This window comes from Burkholderia lata (assembly GCF_902499025.1).
GTDB classification, from domain to species: Bacteria; Pseudomonadota; Gammaproteobacteria; order Burkholderiales; family Burkholderiaceae; genus Burkholderia; species Burkholderia lata_C.
In genome coordinates this window covers 182,686-202,426 of the sequence record NZ_CABVPW010000012.1, presented here as the reverse complement: position 1 = coordinate 202,426, position 19,741 = coordinate 182,686, and the positions used below count along the sequence as shown (strand labels likewise).

Annotated in this window: 21 protein-coding genes; 19 read left to right on the top strand and 2 right to left on the bottom strand. The window is 61.9% G+C overall.

Annotation, left to right across the window (positions count from 1 at the left end):
• Positions 1-90 precede the first annotated feature (90 nt).
• From BDI24065_RS14750 to BDI24065_RS14660, 19 genes are all read left to right on the top strand, one after another.
• Complete coding sequence (locus BDI24065_RS14750; protein WP_438820013.1) at positions 91-252, top strand: helix-turn-helix transcriptional regulator; 162 nt, start codon at positions 91-93, stop codon at positions 250-252.
• On the top strand, positions 245-529 hold the full coding sequence (locus BDI24065_RS14745) for a hypothetical protein (RefSeq protein WP_175031903.1): 285 nt from the start codon (positions 245-247) through the stop codon (positions 527-529). Before BDI24065_RS14750 ends, BDI24065_RS14745 begins: the two co-directional genes overlap by 8 nt.
• 271 nt (positions 530-800) lie before the next feature.
• Positions 801-1,376, top strand: coding sequence for a hypothetical protein (locus tag BDI24065_RS14740; protein ID WP_175031902.1), 576 nt, complete (start codon positions 801-803; stop codon positions 1,374-1,376).
• A 2-nt stretch (positions 1,377-1,378) separates the two neighbouring features.
• Entirely contained in the window at positions 1,379-2,020 is a 642-nt protein-coding gene (locus BDI24065_RS14735) for a lytic transglycosylase domain-containing protein (protein ID WP_438820009.1), read from the top strand.
• A 50-nt stretch (positions 2,021-2,070) separates the two neighbouring features.
• Positions 2,071-2,412: a TrbC/VirB2 family protein gene (locus BDI24065_RS14730; RefSeq protein WP_175031901.1), complete on the top strand. Its 342-nt coding sequence runs from the start codon at positions 2,071-2,073 to the stop codon at positions 2,410-2,412.
• A gap of 16 nt (positions 2,413-2,428) precedes the next feature.
• Positions 2,429-2,749 (top strand): type IV secretion system protein VirB3, encoded by a 321-nt coding sequence (locus tag BDI24065_RS14725; RefSeq protein ID WP_175031900.1) that lies wholly within the window; start codon positions 2,429-2,431, stop codon positions 2,747-2,749.
• A 1-nt stretch (position 2,750) separates the two neighbouring features.
• The gene (locus BDI24065_RS14720; RefSeq protein ID WP_175031899.1) at positions 2,751-5,219 is read left to right on the top strand and encodes a VirB4 family type IV secretion/conjugal transfer ATPase; all 2,469 of its coding nucleotides are present in this window, start codon (positions 2,751-2,753) and stop codon (positions 5,217-5,219) included.
• Complete coding sequence (locus tag BDI24065_RS14715) at positions 5,216-6,385, top strand: type IV secretion system protein (RefSeq protein ID WP_175031898.1); 1,170 nt, start codon at positions 5,216-5,218, stop codon at positions 6,383-6,385. Before BDI24065_RS14720 ends, BDI24065_RS14715 begins: the two co-directional genes overlap by 4 nt.
• Before the next feature lie 16 nt (positions 6,386-6,401).
• The gene (gene virB5 / locus BDI24065_RS14710; protein WP_175031897.1) at positions 6,402-7,097 is read left to right on the top strand and encodes a P-type DNA transfer protein VirB5; all 696 of its coding nucleotides are present in this window, start codon (positions 6,402-6,404) and stop codon (positions 7,095-7,097) included.
• A 195-nt stretch (positions 7,098-7,292) separates the two neighbouring features.
• Positions 7,293-7,997, top strand: coding sequence for a virB8 family protein (locus tag BDI24065_RS14705; protein ID WP_175031896.1), 705 nt, complete (start codon positions 7,293-7,295; stop codon positions 7,995-7,997).
• Positions 7,994-8,818, top strand: a complete 825-nt coding sequence (locus BDI24065_RS14700; RefSeq protein ID WP_175031895.1) for a TrbG/VirB9 family P-type conjugative transfer protein — start codon at positions 7,994-7,996, stop codon at positions 8,816-8,818. Before BDI24065_RS14705 ends, BDI24065_RS14700 begins: the two co-directional genes overlap by 4 nt.
• The gene (gene virB10 / locus BDI24065_RS14695; RefSeq protein ID WP_175031894.1) at positions 8,811-10,055 is read left to right on the top strand and encodes a type IV secretion system protein VirB10; all 1,245 of its coding nucleotides are present in this window, start codon (positions 8,811-8,813) and stop codon (positions 10,053-10,055) included. Before BDI24065_RS14700 ends, virB10 begins: the two co-directional genes overlap by 8 nt.
• Positions 10,052-11,170: a P-type DNA transfer ATPase VirB11 gene (gene virB11, locus BDI24065_RS14690; protein ID WP_175031893.1), complete on the top strand. Its 1,119-nt coding sequence runs from the start codon at positions 10,052-10,054 to the stop codon at positions 11,168-11,170. The genes virB10 and virB11 overlap by 4 nt, the downstream gene beginning before the upstream one ends.
• A 9-nt stretch (positions 11,171-11,179) precedes the next feature.
• The gene (locus BDI24065_RS14685; RefSeq protein WP_175031892.1) at positions 11,180-11,554 is read left to right on the top strand and encodes a hypothetical protein; all 375 of its coding nucleotides are present in this window, start codon (positions 11,180-11,182) and stop codon (positions 11,552-11,554) included.
• Positions 11,551-13,269: a type IV secretory system conjugative DNA transfer family protein gene (locus BDI24065_RS14680; RefSeq protein ID WP_175031891.1), complete on the top strand. Its 1,719-nt coding sequence runs from the start codon at positions 11,551-11,553 to the stop codon at positions 13,267-13,269. The genes BDI24065_RS14685 and BDI24065_RS14680 overlap by 4 nt, the downstream gene beginning before the upstream one ends.
• Positions 13,266-15,122, top strand: a complete 1,857-nt coding sequence (locus BDI24065_RS14675; protein WP_175031890.1) for a PriCT-2 domain-containing protein — start codon at positions 13,266-13,268, stop codon at positions 15,120-15,122. Before BDI24065_RS14680 ends, BDI24065_RS14675 begins: the two co-directional genes overlap by 4 nt.
• A gap of 57 nt (positions 15,123-15,179) precedes the next feature.
• The gene (locus BDI24065_RS14670; RefSeq protein ID WP_175031889.1) at positions 15,180-16,706 is read left to right on the top strand and encodes an LPD7 domain-containing protein; all 1,527 of its coding nucleotides are present in this window, start codon (positions 15,180-15,182) and stop codon (positions 16,704-16,706) included.
• An 8-nt stretch (positions 16,707-16,714) separates the two neighbouring features.
• Positions 16,715-17,251: a plasmid stabilization protein gene (locus BDI24065_RS14665; protein ID WP_175031888.1), complete on the top strand. Its 537-nt coding sequence runs from the start codon at positions 16,715-16,717 to the stop codon at positions 17,249-17,251.
• A 1-nt stretch (position 17,252) separates the two neighbouring features.
• Complete coding sequence (locus BDI24065_RS14660; protein WP_175031887.1) at positions 17,253-18,266, top strand: relaxase/mobilization nuclease domain-containing protein; 1,014 nt, start codon at positions 17,253-17,255, stop codon at positions 18,264-18,266.
• A 264-nt stretch (positions 18,267-18,530) separates the two neighbouring features.
• On the opposite strand, the gene BDI24065_RS14655 is transcribed toward BDI24065_RS14660, so the two are convergent.
• Positions 18,531-18,959: a hypothetical protein gene (locus BDI24065_RS14655; protein WP_175031886.1), complete on the bottom strand. Its 429-nt coding sequence runs from the start codon at positions 18,957-18,959 to the stop codon at positions 18,531-18,533.
• Between the two features lie 189 nt (positions 18,960-19,148).
• Entirely contained in the window at positions 19,149-19,679 is a 531-nt protein-coding gene (locus BDI24065_RS14650) for a hypothetical protein (RefSeq protein WP_175031885.1), read from the bottom strand.
• Positions 19,680-19,741: the final 62 nt, after the last annotated feature.

Sequence of the window (19,741 nt, the reverse complement as noted above, 5' to 3'; positions counted from 1 at the left end):
GCCCCACCGCAAGCCGATCTTAACCGAGTGTGACGTGCCAGGGATCTAGAGAGGCGTGCTTTATAGACCGCTTACGAAAAGGAAGTCGGCCTGAAGCGCTCAACTATCTACCAGCGAATACAGGACGGGACGTTTCCGCGTCCGATCCGACTGGGTGAGCGTGCAGTCGGCTGGCGAGCTTCGGATATCGAACAGTTTCTCGAGGATCCTGCCGGGTATCGTGCATCCGATGCGGAGGCTGGCAATGAGTGAGAAGCCCAAGGCGCTTTCACTTGATGCACGGCTCGATAACTGGGCAAGTGCGGGGCGAGGTCGACACGACGCGGCTGACGCAGTGCTCGTCGAGCAAGCGTGGCAGCGCTTGGCGCCGAGCCAAAAGGAGATGCTGCGGATGACATATCTGTGGCGTGCCGGCCGCGAAGTGGTATGTCGCCGGCTTGGCATCCCGCGATATCCCTGGTGCGGCTACGAACTCGAACTGGCCTCTGCGAAGCGAGCACTTGCCAGTCTGCTTACGACGACCTCATGAAGTAGTGTGCCGAGGTTAACAACCTGTTCCGGTGAACGCGCGAGAGCGCGACCGAGTACGCGTTAGCGGCCCCGATGTACCGACGTGTGCGCGTCAGCGTGATGGCCGTGATTCAACGAAAGCCTGCAAGTCTCAACCTGCACGATTTTCGCTTTCTGGTGCTGGAGTCTGATCCCCCTTGAGCCCGCGGTAAGCCTCTCCGGCGCCGCGGGTTCCTTTTTCCTTGCGCATCCGTCCCGGTACATCGGTGCATACCGATGGGAGATGGACCATGAGCACGAGTCCTATAGCTTGGAAAGATCAAGGTTTGACCGCGATGCGTGACGCATTGCGGTGTGGTTTTTTCGGCGTCGCTCTGTTCGCCGGAATGTCCGTCGTCGCGCCGGATCTGGCGCATGCCGATGATTGGGGCTGCCAGGTCATTCTTTGCCTGTCGAGTCCCGGCGGCCCAGAACAGTACAGCGAGTGCGTGCCGCCCATCGAGAAGCTTTGGAGCGCATTGCGTCACGGCGACCCGTTTCCCACTTGTGACTTTGGCGCGGGTGGCTCGCAAGGCACGTTCGCGACTAATACGTTCGCAAGCAGTGGATATTGCCGTGAAGACCTCCTGTATTGGGGCGGGCCTGAACAGAGCGAACTGTTGTGCCGGGCCTTCGGCGCGATCAACGTCAGCATCGACAACCAGCTTTATGCGCGTGTCTGGTGGGACGTTGGAGGTCCAGGGACGACGATTGCCGAATTCTACGGTACTGGCAGCACCCTGGTGCCCTACGATCCGATGCAGTCCGCAAAGTTTTTTCTACAAAAGATTAATCCGCGGGACAGCGGATTCGGTGGGGGGCACTGATCATGCCACTCGATTTCCTGACGCTCGCGAAACAGTGCACGCCGCAAATCTCGCCGATCACGATGGCGGCGGTGGTACGTACCGAGTCCGACTTCAATCCATACGCGATCGGCGTTGTGCGTGGTCAGCTTCTACGGCAGCCGTCAAGTGAAGCGGAAGCGATCGCCACCGTACGGGCACTCGAAGCAAACGGCTGGCGTTTCAGCGCAGGGATTGCGCAGATCAACCGCGCTAACTGGTCGCGGTATGGACTAACTGAACGTAACGTGTTCGATCCGTGCCGCAACCTGGCGACAGGTGCAGCGATTCTCATGGACTGCTTCACATCAGCACGTCGAGCATATGTCCATCCTCAGACGGCACTTCGAGCGAGTTTCTCGTGCTATGCAAGTGGCAATTTTTCCGCAGGTTATCGCACCGGCTACGTGCAGCGCGTCGTAAACAGCGCCCGGCAGCCTGTTCCCACCGTACTCGATACCGTTCCGGCCATTGCGCCGATTCCAGTCGTTTCTGGGACGCCGGATGCGTCTGTCGCGCGTGTGCGTCCCAAAACTGGGATCTATCGACCAGATCAACCGGATCGAAGCGAGACGCCATCTGGAGAACTGGGCGGTGATCAGGTTCGTAGTGCGGTGGTGTTTTAGGTAGCCGTTCGGGCAATTGCCGGTTGGACATATTTTTACTGGAGTGACCTATGAAATCAGGACTACATATTAATAGATTGATTCGGCGTGTAGCGGCACGTCTGTCTGATTCGAGTCATCTCCTGATGAAGACGCTCGCCGTCTTGACCTCCACGCTCTTGCTCGCCTCGCCGGCGTTGGCACAGCTCTCACAGGTCAACACATTTCTGAACACGATCCAGACAACGCTGCTTGGCGTAGGCGGTGTCATTTGCTCGATTTCGATCATCTGGGCGGGTTTCAGGATGATGTTCCAGCACGCGCGCTTCGGCGATATCGCGAACGTCTTTATCGGTGGGCTCTTCGTCGGCTGTGCGACGGTGATCGCCGGCATGCTGATCCCGACGAGCTGATTTCGAGAGCCGAATCATGAACCCGCTCAAGGATCCCGTCTTCAAGGGCTGCACCCGTCCCGCGATGTTGTGGGGCGTGCCGCTCGTGCCGTTCCTGATGATCGGCGGCGGCATGCTGATTCCGGCCGTCTGGGCGCTACTCGCGAGTCCTCCGGTAGGCGTTGCCGTCCTCTTTCTGATGATTCCGGTATTCGTCGCGATGCGCGTGATTACGCGGCACGACGACCAGCGCCTCGCGCAGTATGCGTTGCGCCTTCGTATGAGGCTCCGTCAGCGAAACCGCCGGTTCTGGGGCGCGCACGCCTACGTGCCTGTTTGCCTGAAGAGGAGGGCGTGAGATGCCGGCCGAACCGCCACTTGTGTCCGTCGCGAACCGGGAGGTGCAGCTTGCTGGCTATATTCCGTACGCGGTGCACGTGACCGACCAGGTCATCAAGACGCGCGAAGGTGACTACCTGCAGATCTGGAAGATCGCCGGCATTGCATTCGAAGCGGCAGATCCCGCCGACATCCTCGCGCGGCATGATGGTTTCAACCAGTTCGTGCGCGGGTTTGCGGGCGGGCATGTGGCGCTTTGGTCGCATCGCCTGCGCCGGCGCGTGTCGGACCATTTCTCGACGCAGTACCGCAACTGCTTCTGCGAGGAGCTGGCCACCCGCTATTACGCGAGCTTTTCCGGCTACCGGATGATGGCCAACGAGCTGTACCTCACGGTGGTCTACCGGCCGAACCGCACCCGGCTGGGACGCGTCTTTAGCCGCGCTGCACGCCGCACGCGCGACGACATTCGGCGCGATCAGCTAGACGCACTGAAGGTGATGGCGGAGCTGGCTGCCCAGGTTGAATCGAGTCTCAAACCCTACGATCCGGTCACGCTCGGCGTCTATACCCGGCAAAGTCCCTTTACTCGGAAGCCTCGCCGCTATTCGTCGGCACTGGAACTGCTCGGCTATTTGGTCAATGCGGTCTGGGAGCGCGAACCGGTGCCTGCTGGCTCGATTCGGGAGGCACTGCCGATCTCGCGCCTCTTCGTCGGGGCTGAGAAGGTCGAGATTCGCATGCCGACGGCGACCCGCTTTGCCGCGATGCTCGACCTCAAGGATTATCCGGAAGACACCGAACCGGGCATGCTCAACGGCCTGCTGTATGGCAACTTTGAGTATATCGAGACGCAGAGCTACACGATCTTCGACAAACCCAGCGCGAAAGAGGCGCTGGAGCGGCAGCGCAACCAGCTCATCGCGGGCGAGGATGTCGCAGTGTCCCAGGTCGAGGCGATCGATCGGGCGCTCGATGATCTGATCAATGGCGATTTCGTCCTTGGCGAATATCACTATTCGTTGGCTGTGCTCGGCGACACGGTGGACGAGATGTCCCGAGGCGTCGCGAAGGCTCGCACGCTCCTGGCGGATGCCGGTTTTCAGACTGCGCTGATCGATGTCGTCGCCGATGCAGCTTGGTTTGCACAGTTACCGGCCAACTGGCGCTACCGGCCACGCGCGGCATTGCTCACGTCACGCAATTTCTGCGGCCTGTCGAGCCTGCACAACTTCGCAACGGGTAAGCGCGACGGCAACCCGTGGGGCGAGGCGATCACGATCGTCAAGACACCCAGTGGCCAGCCGCTCTTCCTGAATTTCCACGCGACACCGGACAAGCAGGATTCGCTCGACGAGAAAGCGCTTGCCAACACCCAGATCATCGGTCGGGCCGGTGCGGGCAAGACGGTGCTCGAGCTGTTCCTGCTGGCGATGGCGACGAAGTACGGCATTACGGCTGTGCTGTTCGACAAGGACCGCGGCACGGAGATCGCGATACGCGCGATGGGCGGTACTTATACCGTGTTCCGTCGTGGCGAGCCGACCGGATTGAATCCATTCCAGATGGCGCCGAGCGAGCCCGTGATCGACTTCTGGGAGCGGCTCGTGCGCAAACTGGTCGACCTTGGCGAGCCTTTGTCCGCGAAGGACGAGCTCGACATCTCGCGCGCCGTGCGCGAGGTCGCGCGCATGGACAAGCCTCTGCGCCGCCTGTCGATGGTCCGGCAGCTCCTGCCGAATGTGGGTGAGAACAGCCTGCATGCGCGGCTTGGCAAATGGTGCGCGGGCGGGCGGCTTGGCTGGGTGCTTGATAACCCGACCGACCGCATCGATCTGGTGGATGCGAACCTGTTCGGCTTCGACGACACCGAGCTGCTTGACGACGCTGAGGTGTCGACGCCAGTGACGATGTACCTGTTGCACCGGACCGAAAGCCTGATCGACGGGCGGCGCTTCATCTACGTGATGACCGAATTCTGGAAACGGCTCAACGACCCGGTGTTCACGGATTTCGCGAAGAACAAGCAGAAGACGATCCGCAAGCAGAACGGGCTCGGGATTTTCGATACCCAGTCGCCTGCTGATGTGCTGCGCAGTGAAATCGCGAGTGCGCTGATCGAGCAGAGCGCGACGTTCTTCTTCCTGCCAAATCCGCGTGCTGACTACGACGACTACGTGCATGGCTTCAAGCTGACCGAGGCCGAATTCAATATTGTGCGCAACCTCGGGGAGAACAGCCGCCTATTCCTCGTCAAGCAAGGACATCACTCGGCCATTGGTCGGCTCGACCTTACGGGTCTTGGTGACGTGCTCGACGTGCTCTCCGGCACGACCGACAACGTGGAACTGCTTGACACGATCCGTGCCCACGTTGGCGATGCGCCACGAGACTGGCTGCCCGTATTCCATGAGCAGGTTGCGAAGCGTCGGGCGGCCCAGGTCAGCGCGCGTCAGTCGCAATCGCAGGAACCGGGAGGTGGGCGATGAGCGGCCTCTTTACCGCCGTGGGCGGAACCCTCGAGAACGGCATGGCCGCCTACGTCACGAATGTGTCGTCGGCGCTTTCCAGTGCGCTCGTGCCTGTCGTGACCACGGCCGTCACGATCTGGGTGCTCACCTATGGCCTCGCGGTGGCGCGCGGCGAAGCTCACGAGGCGGTGCCGGCCTTTGCCTGGCGAGGGCTGAAGGTTGCGATCACGCTGGCGATCGCGCTCAGCGCCGGGATCTACCAGCAGCAGGTCGTGACCGCCGTTGACGGTGTGACGTCCGGGCTCGCCCAGACGATCCAGAACGCAGCGAACACGACGGGCGGTGGGAATCCGGGATGCGGCGCTGCCAACGGCGTCAGCGTGGCGGGACAAGGAGCGGCGACCAGCATTTACCAGACGCTCGACTGTTACGACCAGCAGGTCGATCTCGTGATGGATGCCTATTTCAACAAGGCAACCCACGAAGGCATCAGCGTCAGCGGCCTTGCCGCCGCCATTGGCGACTTCCTGTGCGGACTGGTTGCCGCGCTCGGCGGGTCGATCTTCCTGATTGTCCTGGCCTTCGAGGTCGTGATGGCGCGCATGCTGCTCGATCTCGTGCTCGGCCTCGGTCCGATCTTCATCACCTGCGCAGCGTTCGCGCCGACCGCACGCTTTTTCGAGGCGTGGACCGCGAAGGTCGTCAATTTCGCGTTGTTGCAGGTTCTTGTTGCCGCCTTCCTAGGCATGGCGCTCACGGCATTTTCTGCCGATCTCGCTTCCTTTCATGCGACGGGCAGTCCACCCGGCGCCGATGCATCGGCCCTGGTGCAAACCATTTCCGCCTCCCTTGACGACGCCGCTGCGGCGGCCGCCGCGATTGGTCTGTTTGCGACAGGCGTGTTCCTCGCGATGGTCGGCTGGCAGTTGCCGTCCGTCGCGGCGGGCCTGTCCGGCGGCGCAACGCTGTCCGGCTTCGGGGCGTTCATGGCGGGCCTGGCCTCTCGGCACCTGGCGACCGCGATCGGACGGGGTTTCCGTGGCAAGGGACGCGGGCCGCGTCCCGGTGGCGAGATTCGTGACCGGACGGGCTCTGGTGGTGGTTCAGGTGGCGCGTCGGCGCCGGGTGCGATGCCGGCTTACCAGCGCGCAGCACGTGCGAATTTGGGCCAGCAGGGTAGTTGAAGAGGAGGTGATGACCATGAACGTACGAAGCAGATGGATGAGTACCGCATTCGTGTGGGCTGCATGGTGCGCCGGAGCTCAGGCGCAGGGTATCCCGGTCTATGACGCGCAGAGCGTGCTGCAGGCAATTGCCACCGTGGGCCAGCTCAAGCAGCAAGTACAGCAGGAAATCCAGATCTACCAGTCGACGGTGGGTACGCGTGGCTTCGGTGCGCTTTTGAGTAATCCGGTCGTCGCCAATTCGCTGCCGTCGAACTGGCAGAGCGTCTATACGGCGGTCCAGACCGGCGGCTACGCGGGGCTGACGGGCAGCGCGCAGGCGTTGCGCTCAGCGAGCCAGATCTACAACTGCGAGGACCAGACCGGGATCAATCAGCAGGTGTGTCAGCGTGCGCTCAACAAGCCATACCAGGACAAGGCGTTCGGCCTGCAGGCATACCAGATCGAACTGCAGGAGCTGAACCAGATCCAGAGCCTGATGCAGCAGATCGATGTGACTCAGGACCCAAAGGGCGTCGCGGAATTGCAGGCGCGTATCCAAGCCGAAACCACGGCGGTCGGCAACGAGATGACCAAGCTGCAGCTTTTCCGGATGCTGGCTGACGCCGAGGACAAGCTCGTCGCGGAGCAACAGAGCGAACTGGTGCTGAGCCGAGCGGGCAAGACCAACCGGCTGCAGGACCAGATGGTTCCGGCGTCGTTCGGAAACTGAGGGGATCACCATGTCCATGCTGACCTCTCTAGCGCTGGCCGGGTGCCTCACCTGGAGCCTCGCCGCATGCAGCAGCGGGCCACCGAAGCCAGTGTTGCCGGACGGCCTTCATCGCGTGCCGGTCAACCGCGTGCCTGTGCGTGACGTGCCGGCTACTCCGGATCAGCCCGCCGCTCCGGATGCCGGAGACCGGTCATGAGCGCGGCGCACGACTATGGGCGAGTGCTCGAAATAGAGGTGTCGCTGACTCACCTGCAGGAGCGTTCCGAACGGCGCGCGTGGCATGTCGCCTATGCGGCGATTGGCGTCGCCGTGCTCAGTACCGCTGCGCTCGCGGTGATGGTGCCGTTCTACCGCGTGGTGCCCTTGCCGATCGAGGTTGATCGCCTGACGGGCGAATCGCAGGTGATCGACGTGCTCGATGCGCGCCATGTGCATACGAGGGAGATACAGGACAAGCACTGGGTTGAGACCTATGTGCGCTCGCGTGAGCGATACGCGTGGGGACTGCTGCAGATGGACTACGACAGCGTGCTCGCGATGAGCGATGACGTGGTCGCACGCGATTACCGCGGCATCTACAGCGGTCCCGACGCGCTGGACCGGCAGTTGCGGGTCGGTATCGAGCGGCGGATCCGGATTCTTTCGATCACGCTGCCGCCCGACGAACCCGGTCATGCGGTCGTGCATGTCGAGCGCACGTCGTTCAAAAACGGCGAGGCCCATGCCGAGCCCATCCAGCGTTTCGTGATCACTCTGGCCTATACCTACCGGCCGCCGGTGTTCACGCGTGAGAGCGTGGCGATTGCCAACCCGTTCGGCTTCAAGGTTACGGCCTATAGCCGGGATGCGGAATATACGCCGCCGGCGTTCGGCGCGGCTGCGGGAGGTACGTCATGAAGCCGCTCCTATTGAGCATCGCGCTGATGAGCTTGCTGTTCGTGGGCTTGGCACACGCGGTCGATCTGCCCGGGTGGGGCAACGACTCGCGCGTTCGCCAAGTAATCTTTCGCGCGGATGAGGTGGTACGTGTCGAGGCGCAGCGCGGCTTTGCCACGCACATCGCGCTTGATCCGAACGAGCACATTCAGGTCGTAGCGCCCGGTGACCGTGATGGCTGGCAGGTGGTCGCGAGCAAGGGCGATCATGACGTATACCTGAAGCCCGAACTCGCTGCGCACGACTCGAATCTAGAAATCCGCACCGACCGGCGCAGCTACAGCTTCGATCTGGTGGTGTTGCCGATCAAGGCGAAGTTCGGCAACGAGCGTGTGATGTACCGCGTGACATTCGTCTATCTGGACGAGTTGGCAAAGCAGGTGCAGGGGGATTCGGATGCCGGGCTGGTCGCGCAACGTCTTGCGCAGCCGCCGGCCGTGCGTAACACGCGGTATTCGATGCAGGTTATGCCGAACTCCGACGACATCACGCCGACTGCGGCATGGGACGACGGGCGCTTTACCTATCTGCGCATCCCGAACAATCGACGTATGCCTGCGATTTTCCGGGTGGCCGACGATGGCACGGAAAGCGTGGTCGACAAGCACGTCGAGGGCGACACGATCGTCGTGCACGAGGTCGCGAAACGTTTTGTGCTGAGGCTTGCAGGTGAGGTCGTTGGAGTCTGGAACGACGCCTACGACATGGACGGCGTGCCACCCCATGAAGGCACGACGGCCAACGGGGTTAAGCGTGTTCTGCGGAGTCAGGGCGATGAATGACGATCCTCCGCGCAATGTGATTGAGCCCGACGATGCCTCCGGCTCGCAGCCTGGACTCGGCCAGAACGAGGCGGCATCGGCTACTCCTGCGGATCGCGGTATGCCAGCGCTGGGGCAATACCGTGGTGCCCGTCCGCGCGCCTGGTGGCTGACTCCGGTCGTGATCGTGCTGGTGGTTGGCGTGGGCGCAGTCTGGACCGTACACGGTTTCCTCGCACGGCGCGATGCTGAGGCGAAGGCGCGGCGCGATTCGGTGGCCGATACGTCTTCTCAGGGGCGGGTGTTCAAGGATCAACCAGTGCCGTCGGTTGCCAGTGCAGCCTCGGCGCCGACGCCCGCGAGCACGAATGCGGCGCATCCCACGCTTACGTCGGATGCGGCCGTCGCTGTTGCACCTGCTCGCACCACTCACGTCGTGGCGTCTCGCAGCTATTTCGATGCGCCGCTGCTCGCAACGGGCAGCGGACCCGATCTTGCGGGTGGGCCGCCCGGCACTCTGCACGCGAGTGGGATGGAGAGCGCGGCTTCGTCGGGTGCAGGTGGGGTGAACAGCCGTGCGGGGACCCCGGCGCAAGGGTCGGGGCAGGTAGGTGGCGCGCTTGCTCAGGCGTTGATGCCGACCCTCACGCCGCGCGTGCAGGCCGGGACGCTGGGTAACCGGAGTTTGGTGCTCGCGCAGGGGGCCAAGATCGACTGTGTGGGCGATACGGCCTTCGATTCGACCGAGGCCGGTATCTCGACCTGCACGGTGACGAAGAACGTGTATTCCGACGATGGCAACGTCGTGCTGATTGAACGTGGTTCGCAGATCAACAGCCAGTATCGCTCGAACATGTCGCCGGGCCAGAAGCGAGTGTTCGTGCTGTCGGCTCGAATCAAGACGCCTCTCGGCGTCACGGTCGAGATCGACTCACCTGCGGCGGATGCGCTTGGCCGTATGGGCATCGACGGCTACGTGGACAACCACTGGCGCCAGCGCATCGGCGCGGCGATGCTGCTTGGCATTTCCCAGGACGCGATCGGCTACCTGTCGACGCGCGGCGGCAACGCCAACGGATCGGTGGTGTTCCAGAGCACACAGCAGCAGGGCAACGACATGGCTACGCGCGTCCTCGACAACACGATCAATATCCCGCCGACGCTGACCCAAAACCAGGGTGCGGAGTTCACGATTGTGATTGCGCGCGATCTGGACTTCGGGGCGGTGTATGCGCTGCAGCCGGAGAGCACGCGATGACGCCATATGCGCACCTGTCGGATGCCTCCCGCGATCCGGTACTGGCACGGCTGCCTGACGACGCGTCGGTACGTGAATTGATGCGACCGTTCGCGCCGCTGCTTGACGATCCTGGTGTGACGGAACTTGTGATCAACCGACCGCAGCGCGTTCTGACCGAGAGCCCGCTCGGTTGGCACGGCCACGATTGCGGTGATCTCGATTTCGACCGGCTCATGTCATTCGCCGTAGCGGTGGCTACGCTGACCAACCAGGAAGTATCGACGCAGCATCCAATTTTGTCGGCGTTGCTGCCAGGGGATGCGCGTATCCAGATCGTGGTGCCGCCGGTCGTGCCGTCGCGAACGGTGTCGGTGACGATCCGTCGCCCCTCCGCACACGAGAAGACTCTCGATGCATACCGTGACGAGGGTCTGTTCGATGACACGGTATGGCACCGTCCGGATGGGCTCGATTCAGCCTTACCCACGTTGCGAGCCGAAAACCGCAACCTAATCCGATGCCTGGAAGAGCGCGACTGGGGCGCATTCTTCGACGGCGCGGTCACGAACAAGCTCAATATCGCGGTCGTCGGCAATACGGGGTCCGGTAAGACCAGTTTTATGAAGACTCTGTGCGGCTCGATTCCGGTGACCGAGCGGATCGTGACGATTGAGGATGTCCGTGAGCTATTCATTCGACACATCGAGAACTGCGTGCATCTGCTGTACAGCAAGGGCGGGCACGGTCAGGCGCGCGTGACGCCTGCGGATTTGATCGCGAGCTCGATGCGCATGCGCCCGGATCGCGTGCTGCTCGCCGAACTACGCGGCGCCGAAGCCTACGACTTCCTGAAGCTCTTGACGACGGGGCATGCGGGCTCGATCACGAGCTATCACGCTCCTAATGCGACCGTCGCGATCGAGCGCTTCGCACTGATGGCGAAGGAACACCCGGAGGCCGCCGCCTGGGACGATGCCGCGCTCAAACGCCTGCTATTCCTGACTATCGACGTCGTCGCGCACATGGAGGCACGCTCGGTACTCAATGCGATGGGAGAGCAGACCGGTAAGCGATGGTGCATGACGGAGGTCTGGTTCGATCCGGTGCGCAAGGCGCGCACCGCATTCGTGTAGGGAGCGGTCATGAATCAACCGCGTTCCCACTTGTTGCAGCATACCCGGACGGCCGCGATCACACTGACCGTGCTGGCATGCCTCTTTGGCGGGCTGGTGGCGTCGCTCTGGCTCGCGTCGTTCTTCCTGTATGCGAGCCTGCGGATCAATCCGCTACATGCGGGGCTATGGGCGTGGCTCGACGCGGCTCTGGCCTGGCGACACGGCATGATGCCGAATCTCGGTCGCAAACTGGCAGGGGCAGCGCTCTTTGGCGTGCTCCTGTCCTTTGGTGGTCCGGCCTTTGGCCTGCATGCTCTATTGACGAACTCGAGCCGACGTCGTCTCTATGGGAGCGCACGTTTTGCGAGCGAGTCGGAAATCCGTCAGGCGGGGTTGCTATGACGGCGCGTGTGCACTTCGATACCCCGCCCGCGATAGTCGTCGGGAAATGGCGCGGGCGCTACCTACGCTTCACTGGTCAGCAGTTCGTGCTGCTGGCGGCGCCGGCTCGTTCGGGCAAGGGTGTTGGCATTGTGATCCCGAATCTGCTCAGTTACCCTGATTCGGTCGTGGCGCTCGACGTCAAGCAGGAAAACTATACGGCCACGGCCGGCTTCCGTCGCGCGCATGGGCAGGAGGTTTACCTTTTCAACCCGTTTGCCGAAGACGGCCGCACGCATCGCTACAACCCGCTGTCGGCGGTTTCGGATCGCTTGTTCCGGGTGGGTGACATCCTCGCGATTGGCTACGCACTCTATCCCCCGGGCGGCCACGACGATTTCTGGAAAGACCAGGCGAGAAACCTGTTCCTCGGTATCGTGCTCCTGCTATGCGAATGGCGTGACGCGCGTCGGGCCGGCAAGGGGACGTCGATTCCCGACTACCCGGTCACGATGGGCGAGGTGCTACGGCAGTCATCAGGTAACGGCATGCCGGTCAAGACCTACCTGCAGCGTGCACTCGTCCAGCATCGCGACCTGCTATCGGGGCCATGCATCGATGCACTGAATCGCTTTCTGTCGAACGACGACAAGGTGCTGGCGAGTGTGCTGGCGACCTTCAACGCGCCGCTCACTATCTGGGCCAATCCGATTGTCGATGCTGCCACGAGCGCGAACGATTTCGACCTGCGTGATGTGCGCCGTCGACGCATGTCCATTTATATCGGTATCACGCCTGACCATCTGTCGGAGGCGGCGCTGCTTGTCAATCTAATGTTCTCGCAGCTCGTCAACCTGAATACGAAGCAGTTGCCGGAAGCCGATCCCACGCTGAAATTCCAGTGCCTCGTGCTGCTCGACGAGATGACTTCGATTGGGAAGATCCAGATCATCGCACGCGCGGTTGCCTACATGGCGGGTTACAACCTGCGCTTGCTGTCGATCGTACAGTCGATCGCGCAACTCGAATCCGTTTACGGGCGAGCCGATGCGCGCACCTTCATCACGAACCACGCGATGCAGATTCTTTATGCGCCGCGCGAGCAGAAAGATGCAAACGAGTATTCGGAAATGCTAGGCACGTTCACCGACCAGTCGCGTAGCGTGAGCCGCCCGAATTCGTTTTTCGGCGGCCGAGGTGGATCGAGCGAAAGCGTGTCGGAGCAGCGTCGGCCGTTGCTGTTGCCGCAGGAGCTCAAGGAACTCGGTCGCGACAAGGAAATCATCGTTCTCGAAAACACCAAGCCAATCATGGCCGACAAGATCTGCTACTGGCGCGATCCCGAGTTTGCGTCGCGTGTAGTAGCCGCACCATCCGTACCGTCCATGAACCTGGCCCACTTCAGTGCGGTGGCCGAGCGTCGGCTTCGCGATCTGCATCCGGACGAGATCGATCCGGACGGTGCCGGGCTGATCCATCTGCCGCCCGAGTACCTGGAAGTGCTGCAGGCGTGGGATCCGCGTGACCTGCCGCCGAACCTGGCCGACATCAGCGAGGAGGAGGCCGTGACCTACGTGGAACGGCATTTCATGCTGCTGGGAGTGCCAGCCAGCAAGGTTGCGCAGACGAGACGCCACTTGAGCGTGAACGATCTTGACGTGGCGGAGCTCGATTTCGTTGAGCCGGCTCGGCGTGCAGCCGCAAGCGGCCCGCGAGGGATGGGAGCCGTGCAATGACGAAATCCTATGTGGATGACGCGGACCGTGTGCGTGCCGCGCTTGCCGTGATTCCGGCCGATGACTACGAGACCTGGGTCGATATGGCGTTTGCGCTAAAGCAGGGATTCGGAGATGAGGGTTTTGAAATATGGGATGCGTGGAGCCGAACGGCTGCCAACTATAGCGAGCGCGCAGCACGGACCACGTGGCGCTCGGCTGGCGCGTCGGGCGGCAAGACGCTTGCCACGTTGTTTTGGCATGCGCGCCAGCATGGCTTCGATCTGAAGCGAACGAATTATCCCGACCGCATGACCGCCATACTCGCACCGTCTCCCGAGGTGCTTGCACAGCGGGAGCGCGAGGACGCGCAACGGCAGGCACGCCATGCGGCCGTTGCCCGCGAGGCCACGTCTATCTGGCAGTGGGCGAGGCCAGTCGGGCCAGAGCATCCGTATCTTGTGCGCAAGCACCTTGAGCCGATGGACACGCTGCGCGAACTGGATGCGCTGGAGCTGCGCGCGCTGCTCGGCTACACACCGACCGCTGAGGAAGAACCACTGACGGGGCGTGTGCTGATTGTGCCTGTCTGGAACGGAGCAATCTCGACACTGGAGCTGATCGACGAACACGGGCGGAAATCGGCACTTGCTGGCGGCGTGAAGAAGGGCGGCTACTGGATGACGGCGCCGATGCTGGTTCAGGCTAACGAATCTTCGCTGATCCTGATCGCCGAAGGCATGGCGACGGCATTGGCCGCTTCACGCGCGACGGACTGGTTCGCAGTGGCGGCGCTCTCTAGCGGGAACCTGGGGCAGGTGGCGCAGAGCCTGCGTGAACGGTATCCCGATGCGGATCTGATCGTGCTGGGCGAACTTGGCAGTGGCGAGGCGCCGGCCCGGCGGGCCGCGGAAGACGCGAAGGTGCATCTGGCCTGGCCGCGGTTTGCTGTAGATGCGCGCATCCACGACAAGGAGCCGAACGATTTCAGCGATATGGCGGTGTTGTCGGGTTTTGATGCCGTCGGCGAACACCTGCGCGCCGTGGCCCGTTCGGTTGTGAAGGCGGGCGGTCAACCGGATGTCTCCACCGTATCCGGCATGACTGTGGTTGAGGTGGATCAGCGTGAGGAGGATGGAAAAATGGGCAACGTCAAGGAAAGGCTGCTGGCCGACGAGGAAGGCCCACCGCGTCGCCGATCCTCGAAGCGCAGTGCGTCCAAACAGGCCGTGCCAGATGTGCCGACAACGGACGGTGCATCCGGATCGGCACTGCCATCGGTGGATCCTCCTCCCAGCGCAACGTCGGCTGCGGCCCCTCCGGTTACCGATCCTCCGCGCTTTGCGTCGTCGCGCCCGCCGGTCGGCGAGCTGCTGTTTGGCGTGGGTGACGTTCCCAACGAGGTCAAGGCGCTGGCGGAACACCGGTTCGGATCGCCGCTCAGGATGGGGACGCCGCGCGAGAACGGTGGGCCGTATCGCGGTGAGGTATTCAACACTGAGCATTACTTGATCCAGGAAGTCGCGACGCGCAGTGTCGTGTTTCACCGCAAGGATCAGATGACATTTGTGTCCGATCGACTGAAATGGATGGACGAAAATGCACGGCTGAACGGTTCCGACTTGCAGCTGGGTTACGACGGTGCTCAAGCGAAGGTCTATCCGTGGGATCGTGCGCGGGAGCTGCTGGAACGCGCGGTGGGCTCCCTGAAGAAGTCCGCCCGCGAGCTGAATTACAGCCCGAATCTGGAGGTGATGCTCGATCAGTTGCAGGCGAGATCCTGGACACGTATCCGGGAGGCGCGGGCGGCCGCGCTCGACAAATCGAGGGAGCAGGATGCATCCCGCGAAGCAGGTTCGACGCCTGACCGATAAGGCGCGGCAGTGTAGTGTCCACGTGCAACGCCGATCTTAAGGATGTGAGGTGATGACATGGTTCAGACAACTTCCGCTCACGAGGCCGATCCGGTCATCAACGTGATCGAACAGGACGTGCCGGGCAAAAGTGGCGGCCCCGCGCCGTCGGACGATCGTTGGGACGCGCTGGACTCGGTTGCGATGGGGGCCGTATCCGCTCGTCGCCGGCGCGAATTCGACGCTGCCCGTACGAGATTGCGCGATCAGGCGATCCGTGACGATGCGGTCACACCGCAACAGGTCGATACCCGATCACCGCTCGGGATGACGGCCGAGTTGGATCGTGGTCGTGCGCCGCTCGATCAGCCGCCCGAGCGCGTGCGCAAGCGCTACCTGCACGCGGGCAATCAGTATTTCCTGAAGGATGCCCCGTATCAGCTTGCGTTCGAGGATCTGGGGCCGTACCTCGTCACCGAGCACAACCGGCCGGACGTGGTCGAGTCGATGATCGACATGGTTCGTGCGAAATCGTGGCGGCGTGTTCGCGTGTCGGGTCACGAGGCATTCCGCAGCGAGGCGTGGCTGCAGGGCACGCTGCTCGGCATCGATGTGAGCGGCTACGAGCCGAAAGCGGCGGACCTGGCTCGTCTGGCGGAAGTCCGACAGGCGCGGCAGGACAATCGTATCGAGGTGGCAGCGGAGGTCGGCGCGACGGCCGCCGCGGGTCCGCACGGACGCGCAGATGATCGGATCGTGGCTTCGTCGGCGCGTCGGGTCGACGCCGGCGTGGCCGTTAACGGAGCCTCACCATCCGCATCAGTCAATGCGCCCGCATCGGAACCGCCTATCCCAGAAGCGAACCGGAACGCGGCAGACGAGGACGCCAACACTCCTCGGCGATACGTCGGCGAACTGCGTGAGCATGGTGGCGCTCCGTATCAGCACAATCCCGCGCGCAGCGACTCGTACTACGTGGTGTTTCGCGACCAGGCGGGAACCGATCAGGTGGTCTGGGGCGTGGATCTCGAGCGTGCAGTGAGGGAGGCGAATGCGGAGATCGGGCAGCAGGTGATGCTCGAAAACCTGGGCAAGCGCTTCGTCACCGTGCGGGTGCCAATCCTGGATGGTGACGGCAGGGTGATTGGTGAAGAGGAGAAAGACGTCTATCGCAATACCTGGCAGGTGGAGGTCGTGTCGCGGGATCGGATTGCCTCCGTCGCGTTGCCACAATCCGACAGTCCTGCGGTCGGCGAGAATCGATCGGTCGATTCGCATGCTGCGCCTGTTCCGGCGGAGGAACTGCATCGGCGTCGTGACGCACAGCAATCGGAAGGCGAACGAGCCTTGCATCTCGCCGTACTGACGGCAGCCATGCGTGAGCAGGGTTTCAGCGAGCGTTCGGTTACTCGCGTGCAGCAGCGTGCTGAACGCATGCTGGTTTCGTTCCAGAGCGCGGGCATTCCGGTCCCGACACCGAAGGTATTCGATCCGAACGCACCATCGGGCCGTGATCGTCGTAAGCGTCCCGCACCGGAACGCATGCCTGCCAGGGAGATCGACCGGACGCCACCTGAACCGTCACCCACGACACCGTCTCGTTGAGGTGAATCATGGTCGTGCGCGAGCGGTTGTGTGTCGAACTAGGTGCAGCCAGAGTGCACTGGGACGACTGGTGTAAGCGCCGTGGTTTGACGGCGGGTGAAGGCGTGCGTCAGTTGATCGCGAGTGCCATCCGCGGTGATGCGGACGGGGAATCCAGCGCGATCATGCCGGGCCTGCCCCCGCAGGTCATCGGGGAGCCGCGAAGTCGAATCGAAATCCGGCTGACCATTGCGGAACTGAGCGCGGTCGAACAGTGCGCGGCTGCGTCGGGTCTGAGTAGTAATCGCTGGATCGTGTCGCTAGTTCGCGCGCAATTGACGCGGGAGCCTCAGTTGGGCGAGCACGAATTGCGTGCGTTGTCCGTATCCAGTCAGCAGCTGGCTGGGATCAGCCGCTTGTTGGGCCAACTTGCGCGCACAAGCGGGACAGAGCTCGCGTGTCGGGACCTGACGTCTGAATGGGAAGATATGCGAAAGCGCATTGACCACCACCTGCATGCGACTGCGGCCGTCATTCGCGCAAACCTCGATCGATGGAGCCGCTGACATGCCTTACCCAAAAATCTACATCGACGCGATGCTCGTGAATTGGGGCGATCGGTTGTTTCACGAGCCGTTGCGGCATGCACGCACATCGCGGCTTTCCCGTGCGGGTATTCGGGACGCCGCCGCCCACATGCGCGCACAGGTCGCTCGCACGCTTAGGCGGACCCCGGAGGTCATGGTCAAGATCACCAACAAGGCGGCCAGCGCGCAGGGCATTGGTGCCGTGCGTCGGCATCTGCGCTACATCTCGCGTAACGGCAGGATCGAACTGGAAGACCAGAACGGCGACCGTATTGCCGGCAAGGATGCACTGCGTGATCTCACAAAGACCTGGCAGCTCGGCGGGTGGGGCATCCCGGAGACCAGCGCGCGCCGCGAGGTTTTCAACATCCTGTTGTCGATGCCACCAGGAACGGATCGGCTGGCGGTGCGCGATGCGGCGCGGGACTTCGCGGCGCTCGAGTTCGGCGACGGCCGCGCGTATGTCTTCGCGGCGCACGACGACGAAGCGCACCCACACGTGCATCTGAGCGTTCAGGTGCGTGGCCCGGACGGTCGCCGCCTGAATCCGCGCCACAAGGATATCCAGCGCTGGCGCGAGAATTTTGCGGAGAAATTGCGGGAGCACGGTGTCGACGCGAACGCGACGCCTCGGCGTGTGCGCGGCGTGACGCAACGCTATCCGAAGCCGGCCGTTGTCCATATGATCGCGCGCGGCGAAACGCCGAGGCACTGGAAGCCGCTTCCGACTGACGCGCAACGCAATGCGGGGTGGGGGGCGCACGGCGGCGTATTCGCCGCTTGGCGGGAGATGGCCTTCGCGATGGCGAGGTCGCGTACGCGCGAGGATCGTGTGATGGCCGTTGAAATGGCGTACTTCGTTGGATCCATGCCGGTGCAACGAGATCGGCCCGTGCTGGGGCGTGAGCAGGATGTCCGACGGGAGCAGCGGGAGCACCAGGTGCCGGATGCCGTGGATCGCTCAGAGGATGCCGCGCCGGATGTGGAGCGTTGACGTCCGGAGGGCGTGATGGCTGCCATACCTATCGTGCCGCGGATCGGAGGCAAGTGAATATGCCGGGATGGTTGAGCATGTGGAAATGCAGCACGTGGTCGGTGGCGCAGTGTTTACTGCACCACATGGCGAACTGATCTTCTATGGTTGGAACAGGGCGGATGATCCGACCGGGGCAATTTTGATGTCGGCCTTGATCAGATGGTGTGTCGACTGCTGGTTTCGAGGCTGGCATAGGGGGTAGTCTGGGTCCGCCCGGATCGTTCATCGATCGATAAACCAGACTGGTCCCGCCTTGAATGTCGCGAAGAGGAGAAAGAGCAGGGTGATCGCGAGAATCGGGATACCGTACAACGCTACCGGGAAAAATAGTACGAGTTGGAGCATTGATCCGCCCACACCAAACGGCAGGTCAGTGTCTCGGACGTTCTCGATGATCAGCCACATGACAGCTGCAAAACCCATTGTCATGAGGACCACGCCACCCGAGGTCGGTTCGTGATGCAGGATTGCGGTGCCCCACGCGACGTATCCCCACCAGAGGAGATTGATGCCGATGGCCGCAAGCCAGAGTCCTCGCAGGGTGAAGAAACTGTAGCCGAACCGACACCGGCAGTGGTGACCGAAGAGCTGGATACCCTTGGTAATTCCAGTAACTATGCCAAGCATAATCGCAATTTTCAGAATTTCCATGAATTAATCTCTCGGATATTTGGCTTGGTTACATCGCATGTTCGATTGCCGGGAAAAGGCTATAATAAGGTATTTATTGCTGATCGCTACTTTTTAACATAATAGATGGTAATTTCGTAAATACAAAGATATCTATTTATTGATATTTTATGCGCTGTTGTTGATTTTATTTTATCGAGGAAAAAATTTTCACCAGGAACGAAATTGTTGGTGGATGAGCATCACGTCGATGCATAGCGACCCGATGTTCAACAGTTTCGACATGTCTTGTTGTAGGGCGCGGTCATATACATCCAAGAGTAACTGGCTCCATGGGTTGTTATGGCGCGTGTCAGAAGTTTTTGTATATATTCCGGCAAGCGAAGAACTTCCATCTCGGTCGAATTTGGACAGGATGGGAATGTCGATCCGAGCGACGATGCGGTTGTCTTTCGTTGCAAAAGAAGGTTGATCGTCCCTCGCCAGAAAGACCAAAGTCGCAATGAGTTCAACGTCTTCATCCAGGCGACCATCAGCCGCATGACGCTCCTGAGCGACGGCAAGACGATAGGACATCATCATGTCCTTGCTGCGTCGGGTGATCCAGTGCTCGGCCCGTTTCAGTTCCACGTTGAGCATCTGCAGGCGGCCGTATTCCCGCACAGTCAATGTCGAGTAGCGCTCGCTTGACGGGAAGGGGACTGACATTTGTTCCATACCTGGCACCTGATGATGGGACACCGGACTTGCCTCGGGCCGGTCGTAACTGCCGAGTCTCCTCATCCAAGTCCTTGGAAACTACG